This window comes from Microcoleus sp. N9_A1 (assembly GCF_036701795.1).
Taxonomy (GTDB): Bacteria; Cyanobacteriota; Cyanobacteriia; order Cyanobacteriales; family Microcoleaceae; genus Microcoleus.
This window is the reverse complement of sequence record NZ_JAUBRI010000023.1, coordinates 70452-91100: the sequence shown is the minus strand read 5'-3', so window position 1 is coordinate 91100 and position 20649 is coordinate 70452. Positions and strand designations below refer to the sequence as shown.

The window sequence follows — 20649 nt, the reverse complement described above, 5'->3', positions numbered from 1 at the left end:
CCTTCCTTCCTTCCTTCCTTCCTTCCTTCCTTCCTTCCTTCCTTCCTTCCTTCCTTCCTTCCTTCCTTCCTTCCTTCTTCCTTCTGTCAACTGTCAAATTCAACTATCAAATGTCAACTGTCAACTATCAAATGTCAACTATCAAATGTCAACTGTCAACTGTCAAATGTCAACTCTTCAACAAGCCAGCTTAGCTTCAAAAGCCAAAGAATTAAGAGGAAACTCCCCCAAAACTTCCTCTAAAATAGGAGATGTGAAGTTACAAGGTTGAGGCTTTCCTAAATGATAACCTTGAGCGTAATCTACCCCAAGTTCATTTAGTTTATCCATAATTTTTTGATTTTCAACATACTCGGCAATAGTTTTAATTCCCATGACGTGAGCGATTTTTGTAATAGCTTCCACCATTGCGATATCAATAGGATTATCGACAATATGCTTAATAAAATTGCCGTCTATTTTGAGATAATCAACCGGCAAGCTTTTCAGGTAAGCAAAGGAAGACATCCCGCTGCCGAAGTCGTCCAAGGCAAACTGGCAGCCTAGTTCTTTGAGTTGCCAAATCAAGCTGGCTGCCTTGCTGAGATTACCGATCGCCACGGTTTCGGTAATTTCAAAACAAATTATTTGCGGCGGTATTTGATGGATGGAAAACTGTTCCTGAATAAACTCGATAAACTTTTCTTCGTTGAGGCTGTCCCCAGAAAGGTTGATTGAATAAAGGTTGGGATATTTGCCAAATGAGGATTGCGGATTAGACAAAAGAGAGCAAGCAGGGAAGGTAACTATTTTATCGCTGTCTACCCCAGGGTTTTGGACGAATAAATTTGCCGTGAAAATTTTAGATAGATTGCGAAATAAAGTACGAATTACCCAGCAGTCGATCGCGTGCATCAAGTTGTAGCGTTCTGCAGCCGGAATAAACGCCATCGGCGACACCAACTCACCAGTTTCAAGCTGGAGGCGCAGGAGGATTTCGCAGTGGGTTCCGGTGGTTGGAGAGTTGAGCAAAGGTACGATCGGCTGAGAGTACAAGCAAAAGCGATTCTCTTCTAAAGCTTGATGAATTTGCACCACCCACTCGGTTTCGCCATGCTGTTTGATTAATTCTTGATCGCCGGCTTGATAAACCTGTACCCGGTTGCGACCTTTATTTTTAGCAGCGTAGCAAGCCATATCGGCCGCGCTTAAAATCGTAGATGTCGAGGCTGCTTTGGGATGGATTGCTACCAAACCAATACTGACGCCGATCGAAAAAGTTTTTTCCTGCCACGCAAAGCGGAATCCCTGAATGCTTCGCAGCAGCGTTTCAGCCACATTCAATCCTCGTTCGACGGGACAATGGTACAGGAGTACGGCAAATTCATCGCCACCCAAACGCGCCAAAATATCGGTTTTGCGGATATTGCTTTTAAATAGCTGGCTGACTTGGCGCAGCAGTTCGTCCCCTGCAGCATGACCGCAGGTGTCGTTAACTATTTTGAACCGATCGAGATCCAGGTAAAGCATCACGTGTTCTTGCCCGTAACCTTGAGCGCCGTGTAGGGCGTGCTCTAGCTGGTATTCAAATTCCCGGCGGTTGACTAATTGCGTCAGGGGGTCATGAGTTGCCTGCCAGGTGAGTTGCCGCGCTTGAGTTCGCACTTGCGTGACATCTCGGAACACAACGACGGCCCCGACAATTTCGCCGCTGCTAGCGTGGATGGGGGCGACGCAGTGGTCGATCGCAAATTCAGTGTTGTTGTGGGCAATCAGCAAATTGTTGCGCCCTTGGTCAACAATCCGACCTTCGCACAAAGCGATTTCGGCGATATTTTCGATCGGCAGCCTGGTAGTTTCGTCAACTATTCTCAGCACGCTGGCGAGGGGCAAACCTTTAGCTTCCAATGTAGACCAACCCGTGAGTGTTTCGGCAACTGGATTCAGGGTGGAAATGCAGCCGTAGGCGTCAGTAGTGATGACGCCATCGCCGATCGATTGTAGAGTAACCTGAGCGAGTTCTTTTTCTTCAAAAAATGCTTGTTCCATGCGCTTGCGATCGGTAATATCTCGCTGCACCGACACCCAGTGGGTAACGTTCCCGGAGTTGTCGGCAATGGGTACGCTGTTGAGTTCCACCCAATAAGTTGAACCGTCTTTGCGGTAGTTAATCAATTCTAGGCGTAGGGGTTCTCGGCGAGAGAAAGTACGGCGAATTTTAGCGACTTGGGTTGGGTCGCTTTCTGGGCCACGCAAGCAACTGGGGGTTTGTCCAATGATTTCTTCGGGTAGGTAGCCCGTCATTTGGGTAAAAGCTTCGTTGGCATAGATAATGGTGGGGTCGGAGATATCGCTGTCTCCGGCATCCATAATCACGATTGCATCGTTAGCGTTCACTACAGCAGATTCTAAAAGGTGGAGTCTGGCCTCGGCCCTAACGCGGGTAGCAATTTCGCTTTCTAGTCTGGCGTTAGTCAAGCTGAGGGATGCAATCGCTTTTTCCAATTCCCTGGTTCTTTCTGCCACTGCATCGTGCAGAACATTGATCGCCCCGGACATTTCCATCGGGTCAAGTACGCGAAGTATGTTGGTTTGAGTAACTATTCCTAGGAGTTCTCCCTGTTCCCCCGTTACTACTAACCTGCGGACTAAACGCTGGTGCATTTCCTGATGAGCTACCCACAGCGAGTCTTCTTGCTTGAGGCTAAATAAGGGGGTACTCATCACAGTTTGGGCGATCGTCTGCGACAAATCTATATCTAAAGCTTGAAATTCGACAATATCCCGTTCTGTGACTATACCTACTGGAATGGGGAACGGTAAATCCATCGATAATTCTGTTGATTCGGTAATTACTACGCAGCTAACGCGGTGCTCGGCCATCAACTCAGCTAAACTCCTAACTGACGCTGAGCGAGGTGCTTGAATGACTTGTGCCGTCATTACTTCTTTCACGCGCCGCATTTTTAAGATATTTGCCGGTTTCAGCATGGCTTGGCGAATGCTTTCCGGCGTAATTACTCCTAAGAGTTGACCTTGACTATCCAATATTGGCAAATGCTTAATTCTTCGTTGCCCCAGCAGAATTAGGGCGCTGAAAATGTCTTGAGTCTCGGATTTTGTCAGAGTTGCTGCAGGCTGCCTCATCACTTCTGCGATGGTGACACCTTTTAAGTTTTTGCCCGAGGCAATCAAATCGACAAGATCCCTTTCTGTGAAAATTCCTTGCAATTGAGAATGTGAACCAGAGTGCGACGATAATTTTTCTAGGGATTTTTCCACGACAAAGACGCAGATACCTGTCGCGTCTCTGAATGCACTTGAGGTGGGGGAATTTGCGATGTCTGTTAGTGGCTGATAGATATCGGTTGGTGCAATGGCTGCGTTTAGAGAGCAACTTCCGCGCCGTTGGCCCATCAGGGTAATTACTTCTGCTAGTGGGGTATCGGGCGCAACTGTCAAGGGGTAGCGGTCTATTACTTGAGCTAATGTTGGCAGATACTTGGAGGAATCGTTTTTGAGCATATTTAATTGAGTTGTGCGATCGCGTGGACTCTGCGACATTCCAAAAAAGTGCTGATTTCCAAGCACTAGGTGGATTTTTACGGCGCTGCTGAGACCTAATTAAAATTTATTGTTAAAAATGCAGCCGAGCTTGGACTGGGGATCAAGCCAGTGACTGCTTTTTCTCTACCTATAAAGTTATAAGCTTATCTTTATCTTAAATTAATTTTTCAGTCTCGTGACACTTTTATTAAAAACAAAGTATTTTATGTGAACTTTTTGCGATAGGATTATCACTAAAATCATCCCTCGTATTGCGAATCATATCCATCTTCAGAAAGACACATCGCTTGGCTATATTAGCTAACCTAGAAAAGGTTACTACAAAAGTGCACTGTATTAAGTTCGGCAGTGTTAAGTTTTGCGAAATTATGTTTTGCGAGCTGGTCAAGACCATCTATGCGTTTTTGAGGGGAATCGATATCACAGCCAAGCTGTGAAATAGATCGCAACTTGCGAAAACAACCGTGGTAAGATTGTAGATATCAACACAAGAAGTTAAATACAGAGTCTGGTGAGGAAAAAGGATTATGAAACGCAATCTATTAGCCGCTACTTTTTTAATTACTCCCCTACTGTTGGCTGGCCCGGCCCGCGCTGAAAATCCCGTTCAGGTCAAACAGTTATTGTCAACGGGGCAATGTTTTCAGTGCGACTTGTCAGGAGCAGATTTAACTGGAGCACATTTAATTGGTGCTGATTTGAGAGAAGCAAATTTACGAGGAGCAAACCTATCTCAGGCAAACCTCGAAGGTGCTGACTTGACGGGTGCTAACTTGACGGGTGCTAACTTAACCAAAGTTTTCCTGACTAATGCCAGTTTAAATGACGCAGACCTCGATCGAGCCAATCTGACCGCAGCCATCATCAACACCGCCGACGTATCCGGTGCATCAATGGAAGATATGACCATCACAGATGCCAAAATCTACAATACCCAAATCGGCGTCGGCGGCAGCTACGACCAGTAAACTCATTAAAAGAATGGAAAACACTAATTTTGAGGTTAAAAACCCGGTTTCTCTCCAGAAACCGGGTTTTTAGTCTTTTTGTAGACTGCCCCGAAGCCTCACATTTTATGTCGTATTTCAAGCGAAAAATGTGACGCACCCTACCACTAAAAACCCAAATCAACCGCTATTCGGTGCGCGCAAGCAAACCCAGAAAACGCCACCGCATTTAAACCCTGTCCGGGAAAGGTACTGTCGCCCACACAATACAAACCAGGCATAGAAGTTCGATTAAACGGCATTCCCAACAAACCCATTAACTTTTGTCGCGGAATCGGCCCGTAAGTTCCGTCTTCGCGCCCCAAAAAGCGGCGGTGAGAACGCGCTGTCCCCACTTCCATATAATCCAAACCGGCATCTAAACCGGGAAAAATCTTTTCTAATCTTTCAATGATTCTCCCTGCGGCCTCTTCCTTTTTATCCTCGTATTCCTGCTGCGAAAGTCCTTCCCACTCTTCCATCCAACTCGAAGTAAAAGCGTGAACGATGTGATATCCTGCGGGAGCTAAATCCGGGTCGAGCACGGTCGGAATTGACACCAAAACAGTTCCCTCCGGCGCTTCCATTTTGTCCCACTCTTCTAACAAAATGTGGTGGCAGGCGCTACCAGCAGGGATTACGCTTGCTTCCACTCCCAAATGCAAACTCAAGAAACTGGGGGCTTTTTGATAGCGTTGCTGCCATTTCTTCTCGCTAGCTGGCATCTCTTCTGCGGGCAGCAATTTCTCGAAAGTATCCCACCGCGTAGCGTTAGAAACTATTCGCTTGGCGCGGTAAACTTCGCCGGTTGCCAGTTCGACTCCGACAGCGCGGCCGTTTTCTGTGATAATTTTTTTTGCTTTAGCTTTGTATTGAATTTTCCCGCCGCATTTTTCTAATCCTTCGACCAATTTTTGGGCAATTTGACCGACTCCGCCTTTGGGATAATTTATGCCGCCGTAATGTCTGTCGGAAAATACCATTCCGGCGTTAATCATCGGTGTTAAGTCTGCGGGTACTACAGACCAGTAGTAGCATTCCATGTCGATAAATTTCAGTAAAGTCGGGTCTTTTATGTAGCGCCGCGCAATGTCGCCAGTATTTTGAGGCAAATATTTTACTAATCCCAAACAGGCTAAAGGATTTTGAAAGAAGACTCGCACCAGATATCCGGGTTCTTCTAGGGATAGCAATTCCATGCCGTTGAGGCAGTTGAAGACGTTCCAGCATTCGCCGTAAAATTTCTGGATTCCTTGGCGTTCGTGGGGGAACCTGTCGGTTAATTCTTGCAAGTATTTCTCATAAGGCTGGGGTACTTCCAAATCCAAGCCGTCGGGTAGGTGATAGTGAAGCTGTACGGGGTCGGGAATTGTTTCTAGGGTGACGTTGACTGCTTTGAGGGCGCGGGTGAGGAGATTGGTGGTGCCGCGCTGTCCGAATCCAAATATCATGGAGGCTCCGACATCAAATCTGTAGCCTTCTCGATCGAAATATCCAGCACTACCGCCGGGAATTGTGTAGCTTTCGAGCACCAAAACTTTGGCTTTCTTGGCTGCTAGCTGGGTGGCTGTCACGAGTCCGCCAATGCCGGAACCGATGACTATCACATCAAATTCTTGCTCTGTAGGGCCGGAGTTGGGAGAGAATAACTGGGATTGAGTAGGAGCTGACATTGGGTTAAAAATCTTAATATTGAGATAATTTTACAGTCGATCGCTCCAGAAGGAAGAAGTTCGGCAACGGATTATGTAACGGATTTCATTCAGTTGACAGTTGACAGTTGACAGTTGACAGATGAGTGCGACCTCTACCTAAAAGGAAGGGGATTGGAGTAATGAATAGTTTTCTTTTAATTTCTCGCCTTTAAGGGTTCCGGCTTTAAACCAATTGTTTCTGGTAAGGAAGACCGAAGTTAGGCAACCGATAATGCCCGATGCCCGATGCCCGATGCCCGATGCCCGATGCCCGATGCCCGATGCTTCAAAAAGAAATGCTTAAAAAAAAATGCGAGAGCAGTCTACCATTGCCGACTGCCCTCGTCTGCCGATCCTTTGAGAGGAGAACACTAAAATGAATATAGCCTTGTTGCCAACTAATGTCAATACTATTGGTAAAGAATTTCAATAAGCTGGTCTTGAGGTTGGCAAACCAAGGTAGTGATACCATTTGGGATTTGAGATTTTAGATGAAAAAATTGAAGATTGTGATAAGTTGCACAGAGCGATCGATCGCCCGTTCATGAATTCCGCCCCTACGGGGGCTACAACGAAAACGATCGCTCTGTGCATAAAATCCCTGAAACCTAGCAATCTCGGCAATTTCCTCATGTCCCTGCAACTGCGCGTTTACGTTCCTCCACATCCGTTAATTAAACACTGGCTGGCTGTCGCCCGCGACGCGGCCACCCCATCGGTACTTTTTCGTTCTGCGATGACAGAATTGGGAAGGTGGCTGGCCTACGAGGCAATTCGAGAGTGGCTCCCGACTGTGGAGACAACGGTGCAGACGCCTTTGGCACAATGTCCGGCGACGTTTATTAACCCGGAAGCTCCGTTAGTTGTGGTACCGATTTTGCGGGCGGGTTTGTCGCTGCTGGAAGGAATTCAGACGGTGGTGCCGCTGGCTTCGGTTTACCATCTGGGGATGGTCAGGAATGAGGAGACGCTGCAACCGAGTTGTTATCTGAATAAATTGCCGGCGCAGTTTAACCCGGAAACGCGGGTGATAATTAGCGAGCCGATGCTGGCGACTGGTGGCACGATTGTGGCGACAATGCAGGAATTGACTTCGCGGGGAATTGATCCGAGCTTGATTCGGATTATTTCTGTTGTGGTTGCTCCTCCAGCTTTGAAGATGCTGAGTGCAGAGTACCCTAGTTTGATTATTTACACGGCGACGATCGACGAAATAGTCAATGAACAGGGTTTTATTGTACCTGGTTTGGGTGATGCGGGCGATCGAACTTACGGCACATGAACCAGTTTTGTTCATTCAGTTGACTGTTGACTGTTGACTGTTGACTGTTGACTGGTTGCTTAGAGAAGGGTTGACAGCACTTGACAAAAGAAGGAAGAGGATTGGAGTAATGAATAGTCTGATTTTAATTTCTCCCTACAAGGGTTCCGGCTTTAAACCAATTCTTGTTGGTAAAAGCAGGCACAGAGAAAGTTAGAATCAAAAGTACAAGTCAAAAATAAATAGCGTTTAGCACTCATTGCCCGTGAAACTTGATTCTGTTCCGCCAAGCTTGTCTGCTTCTGACTCAGTAAACCTCAATTATGATTTGCCACAACAGGTACAACTACAAATAAAAGAGGTTACTGAGATTTGTGCTGCTTTAACCCCGGAGCCCGCTGAACTCTCAGTGACTGTAAATCCCGGTATTTGTCAGGAACAAAAGAAACTGAAGTCGAAGCAGTGGGCAATTTTTGCTTCGACTTTTGCAACTATTTTTTTAGCTGAAATTGGAGACAAAACTCAGCTCGCGATTTTGCTGATGACGGCTGAATCTCGAAATCCTTGGATCGTTTTTGCGGGTGCGGGTTCGGCTTTGATAGCAACCAGTTTGCTGGGGGTGTTGCTGGGAAGGTGGCTGGCTAGTCGGATTGCTCCGAGAACTTTGGAGAGAGCTGCAGGAGTGATTTTGCTGGCGATTTCGGCGGTTCTGCTGTGGGAAGTGCTTGGTTAATTGTCTGCCTTGTCGGTAGGTCCTAGATTTCTACAATAGCTAACTAAGAACTAAAAAAACATGGACTGGCAACTTTTGGGACTAAGTTTTATTACAGTTTTTTTGTCAGAATTGGGAGACAAAAGTCAATTAGCTGCGATCGCCCTGGGCAGTAGTTGTAACTCGCCGCGGGCTGTATTTTTCGGTACGGCGTCGGCGCTGCTGCTGGCGAGTTTAATCGGTGTGGGCATTGGCTTCAGCACGGCTGAGGTGTTGCCGGAACGACTGGTAAAGGGACTCGCGGCGATCGGATTTGCGGTAATGGGCTTGCGGTTGCTGTGGCCAAAATCTGATGAGGCGGAAGCTTCCGAGTAGGATTGACTGCAATATATCAAGATGGCTAAAATTTCCAAAAATTAACGGCGGGTGTGAATTCACGCCCGCCGCTAATTTTTGAGTTTTTTATCAACTCAACCTCTGAACATTGTGTCGGTTAAACTTGGTTTTGGTAGCACCAGCCCACCAAGGTAGCGCCGAGGGTCAACTTCACAGCTTCCAAGACAAAATATCCTTGGTGGAGTAAATTCATCCCGGCGGGGACTTCTGCTGCTGAATCGAACAGATTTAGCTGCATTCCCAAGGCGCTCATTTGAGGTGTGAGACTGTAGGTGTCAATCAGGGCGATCGCCAGAAGTACCAATGATAATATGATTGCTGTGCGACTGCGCTTGCCGAAGTCACCGAATAAATTGCTCAAAACCATCAAACCCGTTACTACCACGCCCGAACAGATCAACTCAAGGCGGTTGAATCCCCAGAACATCATATTTCCGGCTGTTGCAAACTCAGGAGATGTCATCATTCCCGATACAAACAGGCTGGGCATAATTACTAAATCCATAATCAGGCTAGCGCTGAGCCAGAAAATTAGGGCTACCATGACAATTGCTTGCCAGCGCGGTTTGATTGATTCCACTCTTGATGTTGTAATAGCTGTCATAAAAATATTAGACCCTCTAAAATTTTTTTCTGCCTTTCCTAGAGCTTAACTAATTTTTTCCTAAAATCGTGTTAAGTATTTTTAAATGAATGGTAACTTTTTTAACTGACTTAGAAGAATTGTTAAGCTGGCGGGAAAATGTTCGATCGCGCGATCGAACATTTGTAATTTTAGGCGCAACCGCAGCGGATTGTTTTATAGATAATTAACGGCTAAAAGCTGACGCACGCTACTAATTTAGTCGGTTTTGACACTCCTGGGCCTCAAGGCGTGAGGATTCTTAGTTCAGCGCGAGGACTTAAATCAAGAACATTACTGCACCCGATCCAGAGATCCAATCTCCCTAAGCGTTTACTGCATCTAGTACAGAGGTTCCGACGTGCCCCGTCGTACCTATCCCGCGATTCAGGATATTAATTGCGGCATTACGATCCCTATCCATCTCGCATCCACACTGACAAACATGGGTTCGAGTGGATAGAGATTTTTTAACGACTTCCCCGCAATTACTGCATTCTTGACTGGTGTAAGCAGGATTTACCGCAATAGTTATCCGACCAAACACTTTTCCAAAATATTCTAAGAACACTCTGAACTGATACCAAGAAGCATCGCTTATTGATTTTGCTAGGCAGTGATTTTTAACCAGGTTAGACACTCTCAAATCTTCGTAAACTACTACATCGTTTGATGTGATGGGAGCACCTTGCAAGCTTAATTGCATGGTCTTTACGCTGTCTACTTATTTTGAGATGTCGCTTACCTAAAATCACTCTAGCTTTGCGGCGATTTGACCCACCCTTGACTTTCCGACTTACAAGACGCGCAGCACGTTTTATTCGTGCTTCGCGTCTACGCAGAAATCTAGGGTTAGGAACCATGAAGCCATTTGAATCAGTGTAAAACTCTTTCAAACCGACATCTAGTCCAATCGTTTTGCCTGTCATGGGAGCGGTTTATACTCGTTCTACAGAGATGCAAAACTGGACGTAATATCCATCTGCTCGTTTTACCAACCGCACCCGCTTAATTTTGTCTGGTTGATAAAAATTTAAGTCGCGAGTACCTTTTAACTTCAGTCTGCCAATTCCACACTTATCGGTAAAGGTGATTGATTTCCTATCTTCCGAGAGCTTCCAAGAATTAGTTTTGTACTCAACATAACGACAATTTTTCTGGAATTTAGGAAACCCAACTCTTTTACCTTTAATGCCTTTTTTAACATGATCGAAGAATCGAGAAATACTAGCCCATGCTCTTTCTGCACTAGCCTGCCTGGCCATCGCACCTAACTTATTTGCAAATTCAAATTCTTTTGCCCAAATCGCACAATACTTAGAAAGATCGAACCAAGATTTAGCGCCACCATCCATCCACAGTCGGATCGATTTGTTGCGAATGAATTGACAAATTCTAATCGCTTCATCGACTGCCTGGAATTGATCTGGTTTTGCGTAAGCCTTGAATTCGAGAACGAGCATCTTAATTTCCTCCTGTTCCTATGATAACACATTTATCATAGGTAGGAATGCCTAACTTCCTCTAAAAATATGGAGAAAGTCCCCCTAGAAGGGGGAGGCTCTAACCCCAATTTTCTGGTAGGGTGGTGCGTCAGCGGCGGATTGTTCGATCGATATATTGACCGCTAAAAGCTGAGACACCCTATTAATTTACCACTAATTGCTAACTCGATCGACCTACAATCTGCTGTATATGCCTAAATTGAAATTTCAACTATCATCTTGGCTTCCCCGTCTCCCCACTCAAGTCTGGATTCTCGCCGCAGGCAGATTCCTCTCCCAAAGCGGCACCGGTTTTACTTTATTTTATGCGCCGATCTTTTTTGTCGATCGCGTCGGTTTATCTGCAACTGCTGTTGGTATCGGTTTGGGTATCGGTTCAATTGCGGGAATATTCGGCCGCGTTTTGGGCGGTTCTTTTTGCGATTCTAAATTTTGGGGAAGGCGGCGAACTTTATTGCTGGCGACAATGATTGCGGCTGTCGCTTCTTTTGTACTGGCGGCAACTAATAATTTCGCCGGCTTAGTTGCAGGAAATGTACTGATGGGTTTTGGCGTGGGTTTGTATTGGCCTCCAACGGAGACAATGGTGGCGGATTTAACGGAGGGCGATCGGCGACAGGAGGCTTTTGCTTTGACGCGGCTTGCTGATAATTTGGGTTTGCAAGTTGGGATTATTTTTGGCGGTGTTTTGATTGCGGTAACGGGGAATTATCGATCGCTCTTTATTATCGATGGTATCTCGTTTATAGTGCTGTTTGCGGTGGTGGCGATCGCGATTTCAGAAACCTACAAACCTTCTACTGCAACAGATGCCAGCCCAAAAAATCTCAAAAATGGCTGGATGGTGGCGTTGAACGATCGCACTTTGCTAGTATATGCCTCGGTAAATATTTTGTTCACTCTCTACATTTCCCAAATTCAAACCACAATGCCGCTGTATTTTAGTAAGTTTGTGCAGGTGGGGACATCGGGAACAGGCTTTTCTACAGGTACAATTACCGTTTTGTTTGCTTTTAGTACATTTTTAACGGTAGCTTTGCAACTGCCGATTGTGAAAGCTTTGAGGGGGTTTTCCCATCCAAAAGCTTTGATGATTTCGGCGCTGCTGTGGGGAATGGGATTTATCGCGATCGGCTTGACGGGAATGGCAGCAACTGGCAATCTATTTTTAGCTGTTTTAGGCTTGAGCTTTTTGTCCTTAGCGACAGTTGCTTATACGCCTTTTGCTTCGGCTTTGGTGGTGGATTTAGCGCCGGAGTCTTTGCGGGGCGTGTATTTGGCGCTTAATTCTCAGTGTTGGGCGATCGGCTATTTAATCGGGCCTCCGCTGGGCGGTTTCGCCTTGGATCAGGGTAAATGGGGGGCGGATAATTTTTGGTTGGGTTTGGCTGTTAGCGTGATATTGGCGATCGCAATTTTGCAAAAGCTCGATCGAATGTTGAAAACGAGAATCTAATATTAGAAATCTCCACAACAGTCAACAGTCAACAGTCAACAGCGATGCCCTGAGCGAAGTCGAAGGGTCAACAGTCAACAGCGATGCCCTGAGCGAAGTCGAAAGGTCAACAGTCAACAGTTAACCGTCAACTAACTAATTTATTTTCGACGATCGCCCAATTTGCGATAAACTTCTCTCAAATCAACTTGATGGTGAGCCAAAGCAACCAAAGCGTGATAAAATAAGTCCGCAACTTCTCCAGCAATTCCATCTTTGTCGTCATCTTTGCAAGCCATCACAACTTCCGCCGACTCTTCGCCAATTTTCTTGAGAATCTTGTTGTCGCCGCCCTCGAACAATTTGCAAGTATAAGAACTTTCGTTAGGATGATCGCGGCGATCGCAAATCACGTCAAATAATTGAGATAACATATCCCCGGGCGGCGGTTGAATTTCCCCATCAACTTGGTGAAAACAACTTCTTTCTCCCGTGTGACAAGCAATATCTCCGACTTGTTCCACTGTCACCAACAAAGCATCGCTATCGCAGTCGTAACGCAGCCCTTTGACATTTTGAATGTGTCCCGAAGTCGCGCCTTTTGGCCACAATTGGGCGCGCGATCGACTCCAGAACCAAGTTTGCCCGGTAGAGAGCGTTTTCTGCAGCGACTCCCGATTCATCCAGGCCATCATTAACACCGTACCGTCCAAATAATCTTGGACGATCGCAGGCACTAAACCGCGATCGTCGTAACGGATCTTTTCAATTGGGATCGATCGGCTCAAACTCGATAAATCAGTAGTAGACATAATTTTATTTCAACTTTGTAATATAGATTAACGCTTTCCTGTCGGAAATTGTTTTTTTATTAACCGCAGAGAACGCAGATGAGGCAGAGGAAGAGAGAAGTTTGAGCAAGTGATGGCTCAATTGTCAAGAACTATTTTACAAAAAATTACATTTTAGGGCGATTCCCTACGGGATAGCTTCGCTTCACGGTGCTAGTGCGACAAAGCTTAAAAAACCCAAGCTAGTATTGCTACTCATTGGTTTGTACCCTAAAATCTACTAGAATAGTTTCCTTGAATCGACCTAACCTTTATGTTGAACTGGCTATAAAATTATTCTACCAACAACAGACGTTCACTAAGGAGAAAACATTGGTTTCCACAACCTTGAAAACGAGCAAATCAGAAGAAATTTTCGCCGCCGCCCAGAAGTTGATGCCCGGTGGCGTCAGTTCCCCCGTGCGCGCCTTCAAATCCGTAGGCGGAGGGCCAATAGTCTTTGACAGGGTAAAAGGAGCCTACATTTGGGATGTTGACGAAAACCAATACATTGACTATGTAGGCACTTGGGGCCCAGCCATCTGTGGCCACGCCCACCCGGAAGTCATCAAAGCCCTGCACGAATCTTTAGAAAAAGGTACGAGTTTCGGCGCACCATCGCTGTTGGAAAACGTACTCGCCGAAATGGTCATTGATGCCGTTCCCAGCATTGAAATGGTGCGATTTGTCAACTCCGGCACCGAAGCCTGCATGGCCGTTTTGCGGCTGATGCGAGCCTTCACCGGACGCGATAAATTGATTAAATTTGAAGGCTGCTATCACGGGCACGCCGATATGTTTTTGGTAAAAGCCGGTTCGGGTGTCGCAACTCTCGGCCTTCCCGACTCGCCTGGGGTGCCAAAATCCACTACCGCCAACACCCTCAACGCTCCGTACAATGACTTAGAAGCAGTCAAAGCTTTATTTGCCGAATATCCGGGCGAAATCGCAGGCGTAATTCTCGAACCAGTTGTAGGAAATGCCGGATTTATTGTACCGGATGCAGGTTTCCTCGAAGGTTTGCGGGAAATTACCAAAGATAACGGCGCTTTGTTAGTTTTTGATGAAGTAATGACCGGTTTCCGTATCGCCTACGGTGGAGCTCAGCAAAAATTCGGTGTCACCCCAGATTTGACGACTTTGGGTAAAGTTATCGGCGGCGGTTTGCCGGTGGGAGCTTACGGCGGACGGCGCGATATTATGGGGATGGTTGCTCCAGCGGGCCCTGTGTATCAAGCTGGTACGCTTTCGGGAAATCCTTTGGCGATGACTGCTGGGATTAAAACTTTGGAATTGCTGCAAAAACCTGGCACTTACGAACAGTTGGATAGGATTACGAAAAAACTGTCCGACGGATTGCTGAAAATTGCTAAGGAAGCCGGACACGCGGTTTGCGGCGGGCAAATTAGCGGGATGTTTGGCTTGTTTTTTGCGGCGGGGCCAGTGCACAATTACGACGATGCGAAAAAGTCTGATGTAGCAAAGTTTGGCCGCTTTCATCGCGGAATGTTGGAGCACGGTATTTATCTGGCTCCTTCGCAGTTTGAGGCTGGATTTACTTCTTTGGCTCATACTGAGGAAGATGTCGATCGCACTTTGGCTGCCGCCCGCGAAGTAATGGCAAGTATTTAACGTGTGTAGTAAGGATGTTCGTCCTTAAAACTCAGGAATAAATAATTAAAGTCCTTCCTGTTTGTTGGCAGTAAGGACTTTAATTTTTAACTGCTACCCACTCCGGCTTAAAAATCTGGCGTTGCTTAATCAGGGTATGAAAAAAATAAGTTTTAAATCCCCAAGCTTTGTCGATACAGGTTTCTATGACTGGCATATTTAGCCTTTCATACCGTAAATCAGCAACGCCGATGGCGTTGTTAAACTTGAATATGAATTCAGATTGTTCGCTATCAACCGAATAGGATTTACAGGCTTCAGGGTCATAAACCATAAACCTAGTTAGGGCTTGCTGAATAGAACTAGAAGCTATGACTGCCAAGGGTTTCAAGATTTTTAAACACAAAAAAGTGCTCTCGTTATGACGTTTTTTGGCTCAAAATCCTTGGATTTCGGTGGAAAATTGTGGAGTAAATTTGGGAACCCATCTCCGAATCTCCCATTTTTCAAGCTGTTTGGCACCTAGATTCGATTTGTGGGCTTTTTCAGCAAGCCCTAGTTAAATCATAAATCTCTAGTTGAAAATCGTCAACTTTTCATAAAAACCCGGTTTCTTTCTTGTGAGTAAATCCTGCTTAAGAAAACCGATTTGACTCAGTTTGATTTGCCCGCAATTGGGATGTTGATTCCCGTCTTGCCTTCAGCCACCGTCTCCGTTCCCAATTCACCGAACCAGTGATTAGTAAAACACTGGGTATTAAGCCGATGAATACATAGAGAATACGACTATAAATTCCGCCAAAAAGACCGAAATGAATAGTACCGATCGCAATCATAAACTTTAACATAGGTGGCGGTTCTACAACGCGATTCACTGTCAACACTTCCCCACTATATCGGTTCAGTTCTACATTACTCAGAGCAAACCGAATTGACTCGTGAGGAAGTTGCTTGCTAACTGTAATTTTTTCTGGTTCATGTTCGTCAAAAACTACATAAGTCGTTTTTCCATCCGGCATAGCTGCATCAGCTTTGCGTAACAGTTCACTTAAAGCTATGGGTTGTTTCGCAGGGGGTAAGACTTTTGCCAATTGCGGAGATTGATTGAATGAAGATTGCAGAACTAAAAATGACAATATCGCACCTGTAACAGCCAGAATTAGTAAAAATGTACTTGATAAAATGCCTCCGACTTGATGGATATCGTAACTTAATAATGGTAGTGGTGCAGTCGTGCGAACTGTAAAGCCTGTTTTTAACTTTCGCCAACCACTCCACAATATTATCCCTGTAATTACGATTAGTAAAAATAGCAAGCCAGTTATACCGACAGCCACCATTCCCACTTGACCTATAGCTAATTTGTAGTGGAAGTTATAGAGAAATCCTATTGGTGAATTATCCCATTTTCTCGCTCCCAAAATCTTAGTCGTGTAAGGATTAACAAATGTATCTAAGCTTTCTCCGTCTTGGGCTTTTATTGTGATCTGATAGCTGCCATCCGGCGTTTGAGGAAAGCGAATTGACTCTAAGGGGAAATTAGGATAAGCAGCTTGCACTGGTGCGATCATTTCATCCAGCGATGCTAGCTTTGCTTGGGGAACAACTCGCATGAAAGATGGGTGAATCGCGCGATCTAGTTCCTGGTGAAATACAAGGGCGCTACCACTCAAACTAATCACAGTTAGTAATAGCCCGATCGCAATCGCAATCGAACCATGTATTGTTAGTATCAATTTGCGAATTTTCATGTCTGAAACAGGCTATTAAGGATTAAATGCAACAAGTTTTATGATTGTATTTGACTTGACAATAAAGGCACTTTTTTGGATTCTAAATGTTACTCTCCTGTACCGCATTTTGTTTTGCCACCACCACAATAAGTGGCAAACCAAGGACTAAATTTAGTCGCATCCTCTGGATCTTTGGTCATATTCACCAGCGTTGCAAAACTAGATGGCTTACTGGCATACCGAAAGTGCATATGTATTGGTTCACCCTTTAATTCACCGTGCGGCGGTACGAAACTGAGATACTGGAACTTATTGCAGTTTGGATCTTGCTTTTCTTCTTTCACCAACTCAAATAAATCCCAAGTCATTTTATATTCGGCGTAATACTTGGAATCGCCAGTTGCACCCATGTAGACATACTGGCAGTTGCGCGCGATCGGTTTTTTCCCCGCTGCATCTTGGTAGAAGCTGAATTTCTCCATTTTTTCGACATCAATGCGTTTGGGGTTGCGCGGATCTTTGACAGAGTTTTGGTGTTCTGTGTTGAGATTAAACACGCCATTAAATCCTAAGTAAGGGACTTTATAAGCATTCATCGAGATAACTTGAGTGGCTACAGGCGACGGGGGCGCGACTTTCGGGGACGCTTGCGGGGCTGTTTTTTCAGAGGTACTAGAAGTGTTTGTTGGGGCGGCCCCATCTACCGGTTTATTCGCTTCAGGTATATCTGATGCGGCTTGACAAGCGATCGCCAATACCGCAGTTACAGCTAGAATTGTTTTGAGTTGAAATCGTTTCATCGATATCTCCTGGTAAAAAAAATTAGAGTGCGATCGAGTTGTTTTTCCTTGGCAAAAAAACATCAAAACCGCACGGAAAATGAACCAATTACTGTTAATGGTTCACCTGGCTGAATGCCAGTTCTACCGGTGGAAGATTCGATGTAGTTGACATTGAACAGATTTTTGATGTTGATGGCAGCTCGCCAATTATCGCGCTGATAAAAAACAGCGGCATTGGGGAGGAAATAACTATCCACTTCAAAGCTGTTAGCTAGATCCCCTGTTCGCTCGCCAATAAAGTTGAACCCAACCCCAAAACCTAAACCCTGCAAATCGCCACTTTGAATTTGATAAGTTGTCCACAGACTAGCGCTATGTTCGGGAACATTAAACAATCTGTTGCCAACTAGATCGCGGTCTGTATCTGCTGTAACTTCAGCGTCAGTGTAGGCGTAAGCAGCAATAACATTCCACCCCGGCAAAATTTGTCCGGATACGTCTAGTTCAATGCCTCGACTCCGCTGTTCCCCAGAGGCAATTGAGAACAAAGAATTATTCGGATCTGTGACAGCAACATTCTGTTTTTTAATGTCAAAGTATGCCAGAGTAGCGAGTAACCTTCTGTCGAGCAACTCAGCCTTGACACCGACTTCGTACCCCGATCCGGTTTCGGGTTCGATCAGACCGCCACCGGCTGTTGTTGCCGAACCTGGATTAAAAGAGCGCGAATAACTCGCATAAAGAGAAAGTTCTGGAATGGGTTGATAAACAATCCCTACACGGGGGGTAAAATTATTGTAATTTTGAGTTGTTTCACCGCCATCTGGGTTGGAAGTACCCGGAATTACTCGGTTTGTTTGCTCTGCGGTGTCATAGCGAAGCCCTGCTAGCAGCTTTAAATTATCGAAGATGGCAATTTGATCTTGCACGTAGAAACCATATCGGCTTGTTTCTACATCATTCCCTCCAAAACCAGCTAGTGTACCTTCGTCTGGTTTGGGAACTTGACCGTAAACTGGATTGAAAATATTGAGGGGAATTGGTGTCACAAAATCACCCACCGAGTAAATTCTGTCATCGCTGTAGCTGATGTCTGCACCGAATATGAGAGTGTGCTCGACTGAACCTGTAGCAAACTCGCCTACGATGTTTGTTTGGAGAGCGTAGTTTTTATTCTGCCCGTCTTGAGAAGCAAAGAAGCGAGTAACGTTGGCAGTTTCATCATCAAAGCCAAATTGAAGAGCGACCACATTGAAATCGAAGTCGTAGGATGAATAGCGAAACGCATTTCGGATTTTCCAGTTCTCGCTGAAACGGTGCTCGAAATTGTAGCCAACATTGAAGTATTGGGTTCCGATCGCATCATCAGGTTCGCTGGCCACGCGATCGGGCGGAACGTCAACAACTCGATTGCCAATAGCAGCAATTCCATTATCAGCAGCCCGCTTATCATCGGTGTATTCCAGAGAAACTGTCAAGTTGGTGCGATCGCCAATTCTCCAAGCAAGCGTCGGCGCAATAAACAAGCGCTCATTGTTTTGATCAAAACCCCGATAACTCTCACTTGTTCGGTACAATCCGTTGACGCGGTAGAGCAAACTGCCATCTGAAGTTAAGGGGCCGGAAATGTCAAAGCGGGGGCTGACAAAATTTCGGCTTCCTAGTTGCAGTTCGGCTTCGTAAAAAGGTTCGGACAGCGGTTGTTTGGATACTAAGTTAATTAAACCCCCCGGTTGAATTTCCCCATACAAAATTGAAGCTGGCCCTTTCAGAACTTCAACGCGATCGAGATTGGCGACTTCTGGAAAAGTTTCAAAAGAACCGTACTGCCTGAACCCATCTCGCAAGACAGGAGCATTGTCAAAACCCCGAAGGCCGAAACTGCCGCCTCTACCTGTACTATTTCCGCCCAATGTGACACCGCTAACGTTGCGTAATACTTCTTCTAGTCGCACGGCTTGTTGATCTTCTATCACCTCTTGGGGGACAGCTTGGATAGACTGCGGAATATCGCGGATTGGGGTATCTGTGCGGGTGGCGGAGGAAGCATTGGGCTGTAGATAGGGAGTTTGCTGATTGCCTGTGACAATGATATTAATTTTTTCTGTGCTGACACTCAGAACTAAACCGCTGGTGCTTCTGAGTACACCTGCTGTTGGCAAATTTTCTTGACCCGTGATGCTGAGGCGGATACTACTAGCATCAACCTGAGTCACCGTGACTAAATTAATTCCCTCAAATGGATTTTGGGCGCTAAATTCTTGACCGTCAGGTAGAACTAATTGAGCATTGGCAATATCCGCAATTAGAGTTTTGCCCTCAGTCCTGGTCTTCGCTTGCAGGATTTGCCCCTCTGCTGTTTCTAAAATGACTTCTAAACCTGCCTGTGTTGGGTTCAATCGCACGCCGGTTACTTGTACGACTGATTGAGAGATTTGCACAACATCTGAAAAGTTGGTCAAACTCGGTCTCGACGGATTTAATAAGCTTTCTACACTGGTATTCGGACGAGCTATTTCGTCGAGTTTTGGTATTGCTGCTGTGGGTTCTTTTGCCTGTGCTGTCGGTTCAATATTAGGAATAGGAGAAGGGCGATCGCCATTGTACTCTGGAGCAAATGTCAAATCAGAATTGGGTTTTTGGTCGTTGTTTTCTGTATTGTGCTTGACTTCTAACTCCTCGCTTTTAGATGAGGGCTTTTCTTCGAGGGTTTTTTGGGGCACGATCGCAGAAGCCATCGCCCACCATTGAGATTGAGTGCGATCGTCCTCTTTTGAGGGATCTATTGAACTCGGAACGGGGGCGATCGCAGGCGCAGTTTCACCAGAGTCTGGGTTAGCGTTGTCAGAGAAACTCCTTGGCCCAACTGCTGCTACGGGCATGATACCAACGCCCAGCAGCGCCACACAAAAAAACGGCAGACACAGTTTCATTTCCACACCACACACTTAAAAAAACTTGAGACTCTACACCATCTGTAAGAGCGAATGCACCGATTGAGCAGCAATCTGGTCACTTGTACTCTGCTGAAAACCTACCAACACAAACACGGAAACCAAGTCTGTTACTCACAGGCGCAGCTATCTGTAGTCGTAGTTTCAATTTAGTTTCCTGACATGAGGGACGATGCTCTCGGGTCGCAGTCAACAATCTAGCAGTTATTGCAAAATATTTGCAATAGTCTTATTAAAATAAATAAATTGTTTGCAAATGTCAAGCAAATATTGATTTTTTTATTGATAAACTTTATTGGATTTTTGGCAAAACTTCACTGGCGGACTTCCGACAAGTTAGGGGCGCTCTTGGAGTCCGCCTCGCTTTAAGCTGCAAATCCGTTTAAAATTGGCTTCTAGATTGGATGAGTCCGTTATTTTTAACCTAAAGCTTATGACTCTCGAACAATTATATTAAAAATAATTATGAATTACTGCTGACCAAAATTGATAATTTAGCTTTTAATGACTTCAGATTAATCAAGAATTTATATCAATAAATTTGAGTAACACCTCAAAAAAAGCTTTTGAAGAAACGATCGC

Annotated in this window: 14 protein-coding genes and 1 pseudogene; 6 read left to right on the top strand and 9 right to left on the bottom strand. The window is 45.5% G+C overall.

Going from position 1 to position 20649, the window contains the following annotated elements; translation table 11 throughout:
• Window positions 1-177: 177 nt before the first annotated feature.
• Window positions 178-3543 carry an EAL domain-containing protein gene (locus QUA58_RS13305; RefSeq protein ID WP_333394427.1) on the bottom strand — a complete coding sequence of 1122 codons (3366 nt, stop codon included), beginning with the start codon at window positions 3541-3543 and terminating at the stop codon, window positions 178-180.
• A 530-nt stretch (window positions 3544-4073) separates the two neighbouring features.
• Between QUA58_RS13305 and QUA58_RS13300 the strand changes: the two genes are divergently transcribed.
• Window positions 4074-4514 carry a pentapeptide repeat-containing protein gene (locus tag QUA58_RS13300; protein ID WP_333256443.1) on the top strand — a complete coding sequence of 147 codons (441 nt, stop codon included), beginning with the start codon at window positions 4074-4076 and terminating at the stop codon, window positions 4512-4514.
• A gap of 146 nt (window positions 4515-4660) precedes the next feature.
• Here the strand turns inward: QUA58_RS13300 and crtH are convergent, their stop codons facing one another.
• Window positions 4661-6205 carry a carotenoid isomerase gene (crtH, locus tag QUA58_RS13295; RefSeq protein WP_333256446.1) on the bottom strand — a complete coding sequence of 515 codons (1545 nt, stop codon included), beginning with the start codon at window positions 6203-6205 and terminating at the stop codon, window positions 4661-4663.
• A 652-nt stretch (window positions 6206-6857) separates the two neighbouring features.
• On the opposite strand from crtH, the gene upp reads away from it, so the two are divergent.
• The 3 genes from upp (at window position 6858) to QUA58_RS13280 (ending at window position 8574) form a co-directional block, all read left to right on the top strand.
• Entirely contained in the window at window positions 6858-7508 is a 651-nt protein-coding gene (gene upp / locus QUA58_RS13290) for a uracil phosphoribosyltransferase (RefSeq protein ID WP_333256485.1), read from the top strand.
• 244 nt (window positions 7509-7752) lie between these two features.
• Window positions 7753-8220: a TMEM165/GDT1 family protein gene (locus QUA58_RS13285; protein ID WP_333256449.1), complete on the top strand. Its 468-nt coding sequence runs from the start codon at window positions 7753-7755 to the stop codon at window positions 8218-8220.
• Window positions 8221-8280: 60 nt separating this feature from the next.
• Window positions 8281-8574, top strand: a complete 294-nt coding sequence (locus QUA58_RS13280) for a TMEM165/GDT1 family protein (RefSeq protein WP_333394425.1) — start codon at window positions 8281-8283, stop codon at window positions 8572-8574.
• Window positions 8575-8692: 118 nt separating this feature from the next.
• Here QUA58_RS13280 and QUA58_RS13275 read toward each other — a convergent pair whose 3' ends face one another.
• Both QUA58_RS13275 and QUA58_RS13270 read right to left on the bottom strand, forming a co-directional pair.
• The gene (locus QUA58_RS13275) at window positions 8693-9199 is read right to left on the bottom strand and encodes a hypothetical protein (RefSeq protein WP_333394424.1); all 507 of its coding nucleotides are present in this window, start codon (window positions 9197-9199) and stop codon (window positions 8693-8695) included.
• 343 nt (window positions 9200-9542) lie between these two features.
• A pseudogene (locus QUA58_RS13270) lies at window positions 9543-10680 on the bottom strand (RNA-guided endonuclease InsQ/TnpB family protein).
• 232 nt (window positions 10681-10912) lie between these two features.
• Here QUA58_RS13270 and QUA58_RS13265 point away from each other — a divergent pair.
• The gene (locus tag QUA58_RS13265; protein WP_333256459.1) at window positions 10913-12178 is read left to right on the top strand and encodes an MFS transporter; all 1266 of its coding nucleotides are present in this window, start codon (window positions 10913-10915) and stop codon (window positions 12176-12178) included.
• Between the two features lie 140 nt (window positions 12179-12318).
• Here QUA58_RS13265 and hisIE read toward each other — a convergent pair whose 3' ends face one another.
• Window positions 12319-12969, bottom strand: coding sequence for a bifunctional phosphoribosyl-AMP cyclohydrolase/phosphoribosyl-ATP diphosphatase HisIE (hisIE, locus tag QUA58_RS13260; protein ID WP_333394422.1), 651 nt, complete (start codon window positions 12967-12969; stop codon window positions 12319-12321).
• Between the two features lie 351 nt (window positions 12970-13320).
• Here hisIE and hemL point away from each other — a divergent pair, with 351 nt between their 5' ends.
• On the top strand, window positions 13321-14619 hold the full coding sequence (gene hemL / locus QUA58_RS13255) for a glutamate-1-semialdehyde 2,1-aminomutase (protein ID WP_333256465.1): 1299 nt from the start codon (window positions 13321-13323) through the stop codon (window positions 14617-14619).
• Window positions 14620-14698: 79 nt separating this feature from the next.
• On the opposite strand, the gene QUA58_RS13250 is transcribed toward hemL, so the two are convergent.
• The 4 genes from QUA58_RS13250 to QUA58_RS13235 form a co-directional block, all read right to left on the bottom strand.
• Entirely contained in the window at window positions 14699-15004 is a 306-nt protein-coding gene (locus tag QUA58_RS13250; RefSeq protein ID WP_333394421.1) for a hypothetical protein, read from the bottom strand.
• Between the two features lie 229 nt (window positions 15005-15233).
• On the bottom strand, window positions 15234-16349 hold the full coding sequence (locus QUA58_RS13245) for a PepSY-associated TM helix domain-containing protein (RefSeq protein ID WP_333256470.1): 1116 nt from the start codon (window positions 16347-16349) through the stop codon (window positions 15234-15236).
• An 89-nt stretch (window positions 16350-16438) separates the two neighbouring features.
• Window positions 16439-17131 (bottom strand): hypothetical protein, encoded by a 693-nt coding sequence (locus QUA58_RS13240; protein WP_333394420.1) that lies wholly within the window; start codon window positions 17129-17131, stop codon window positions 16439-16441.
• Window positions 17132-17193: 62 nt separating this feature from the next.
• Window positions 17194-20046 carry a TonB-dependent receptor gene (locus QUA58_RS13235; protein WP_333394419.1) on the bottom strand — a complete coding sequence of 951 codons (2853 nt, stop codon included), beginning with the start codon at window positions 20044-20046 and terminating at the stop codon, window positions 17194-17196.
• Between the last annotated feature and the right edge of the window lie 603 nt (window positions 20047-20649).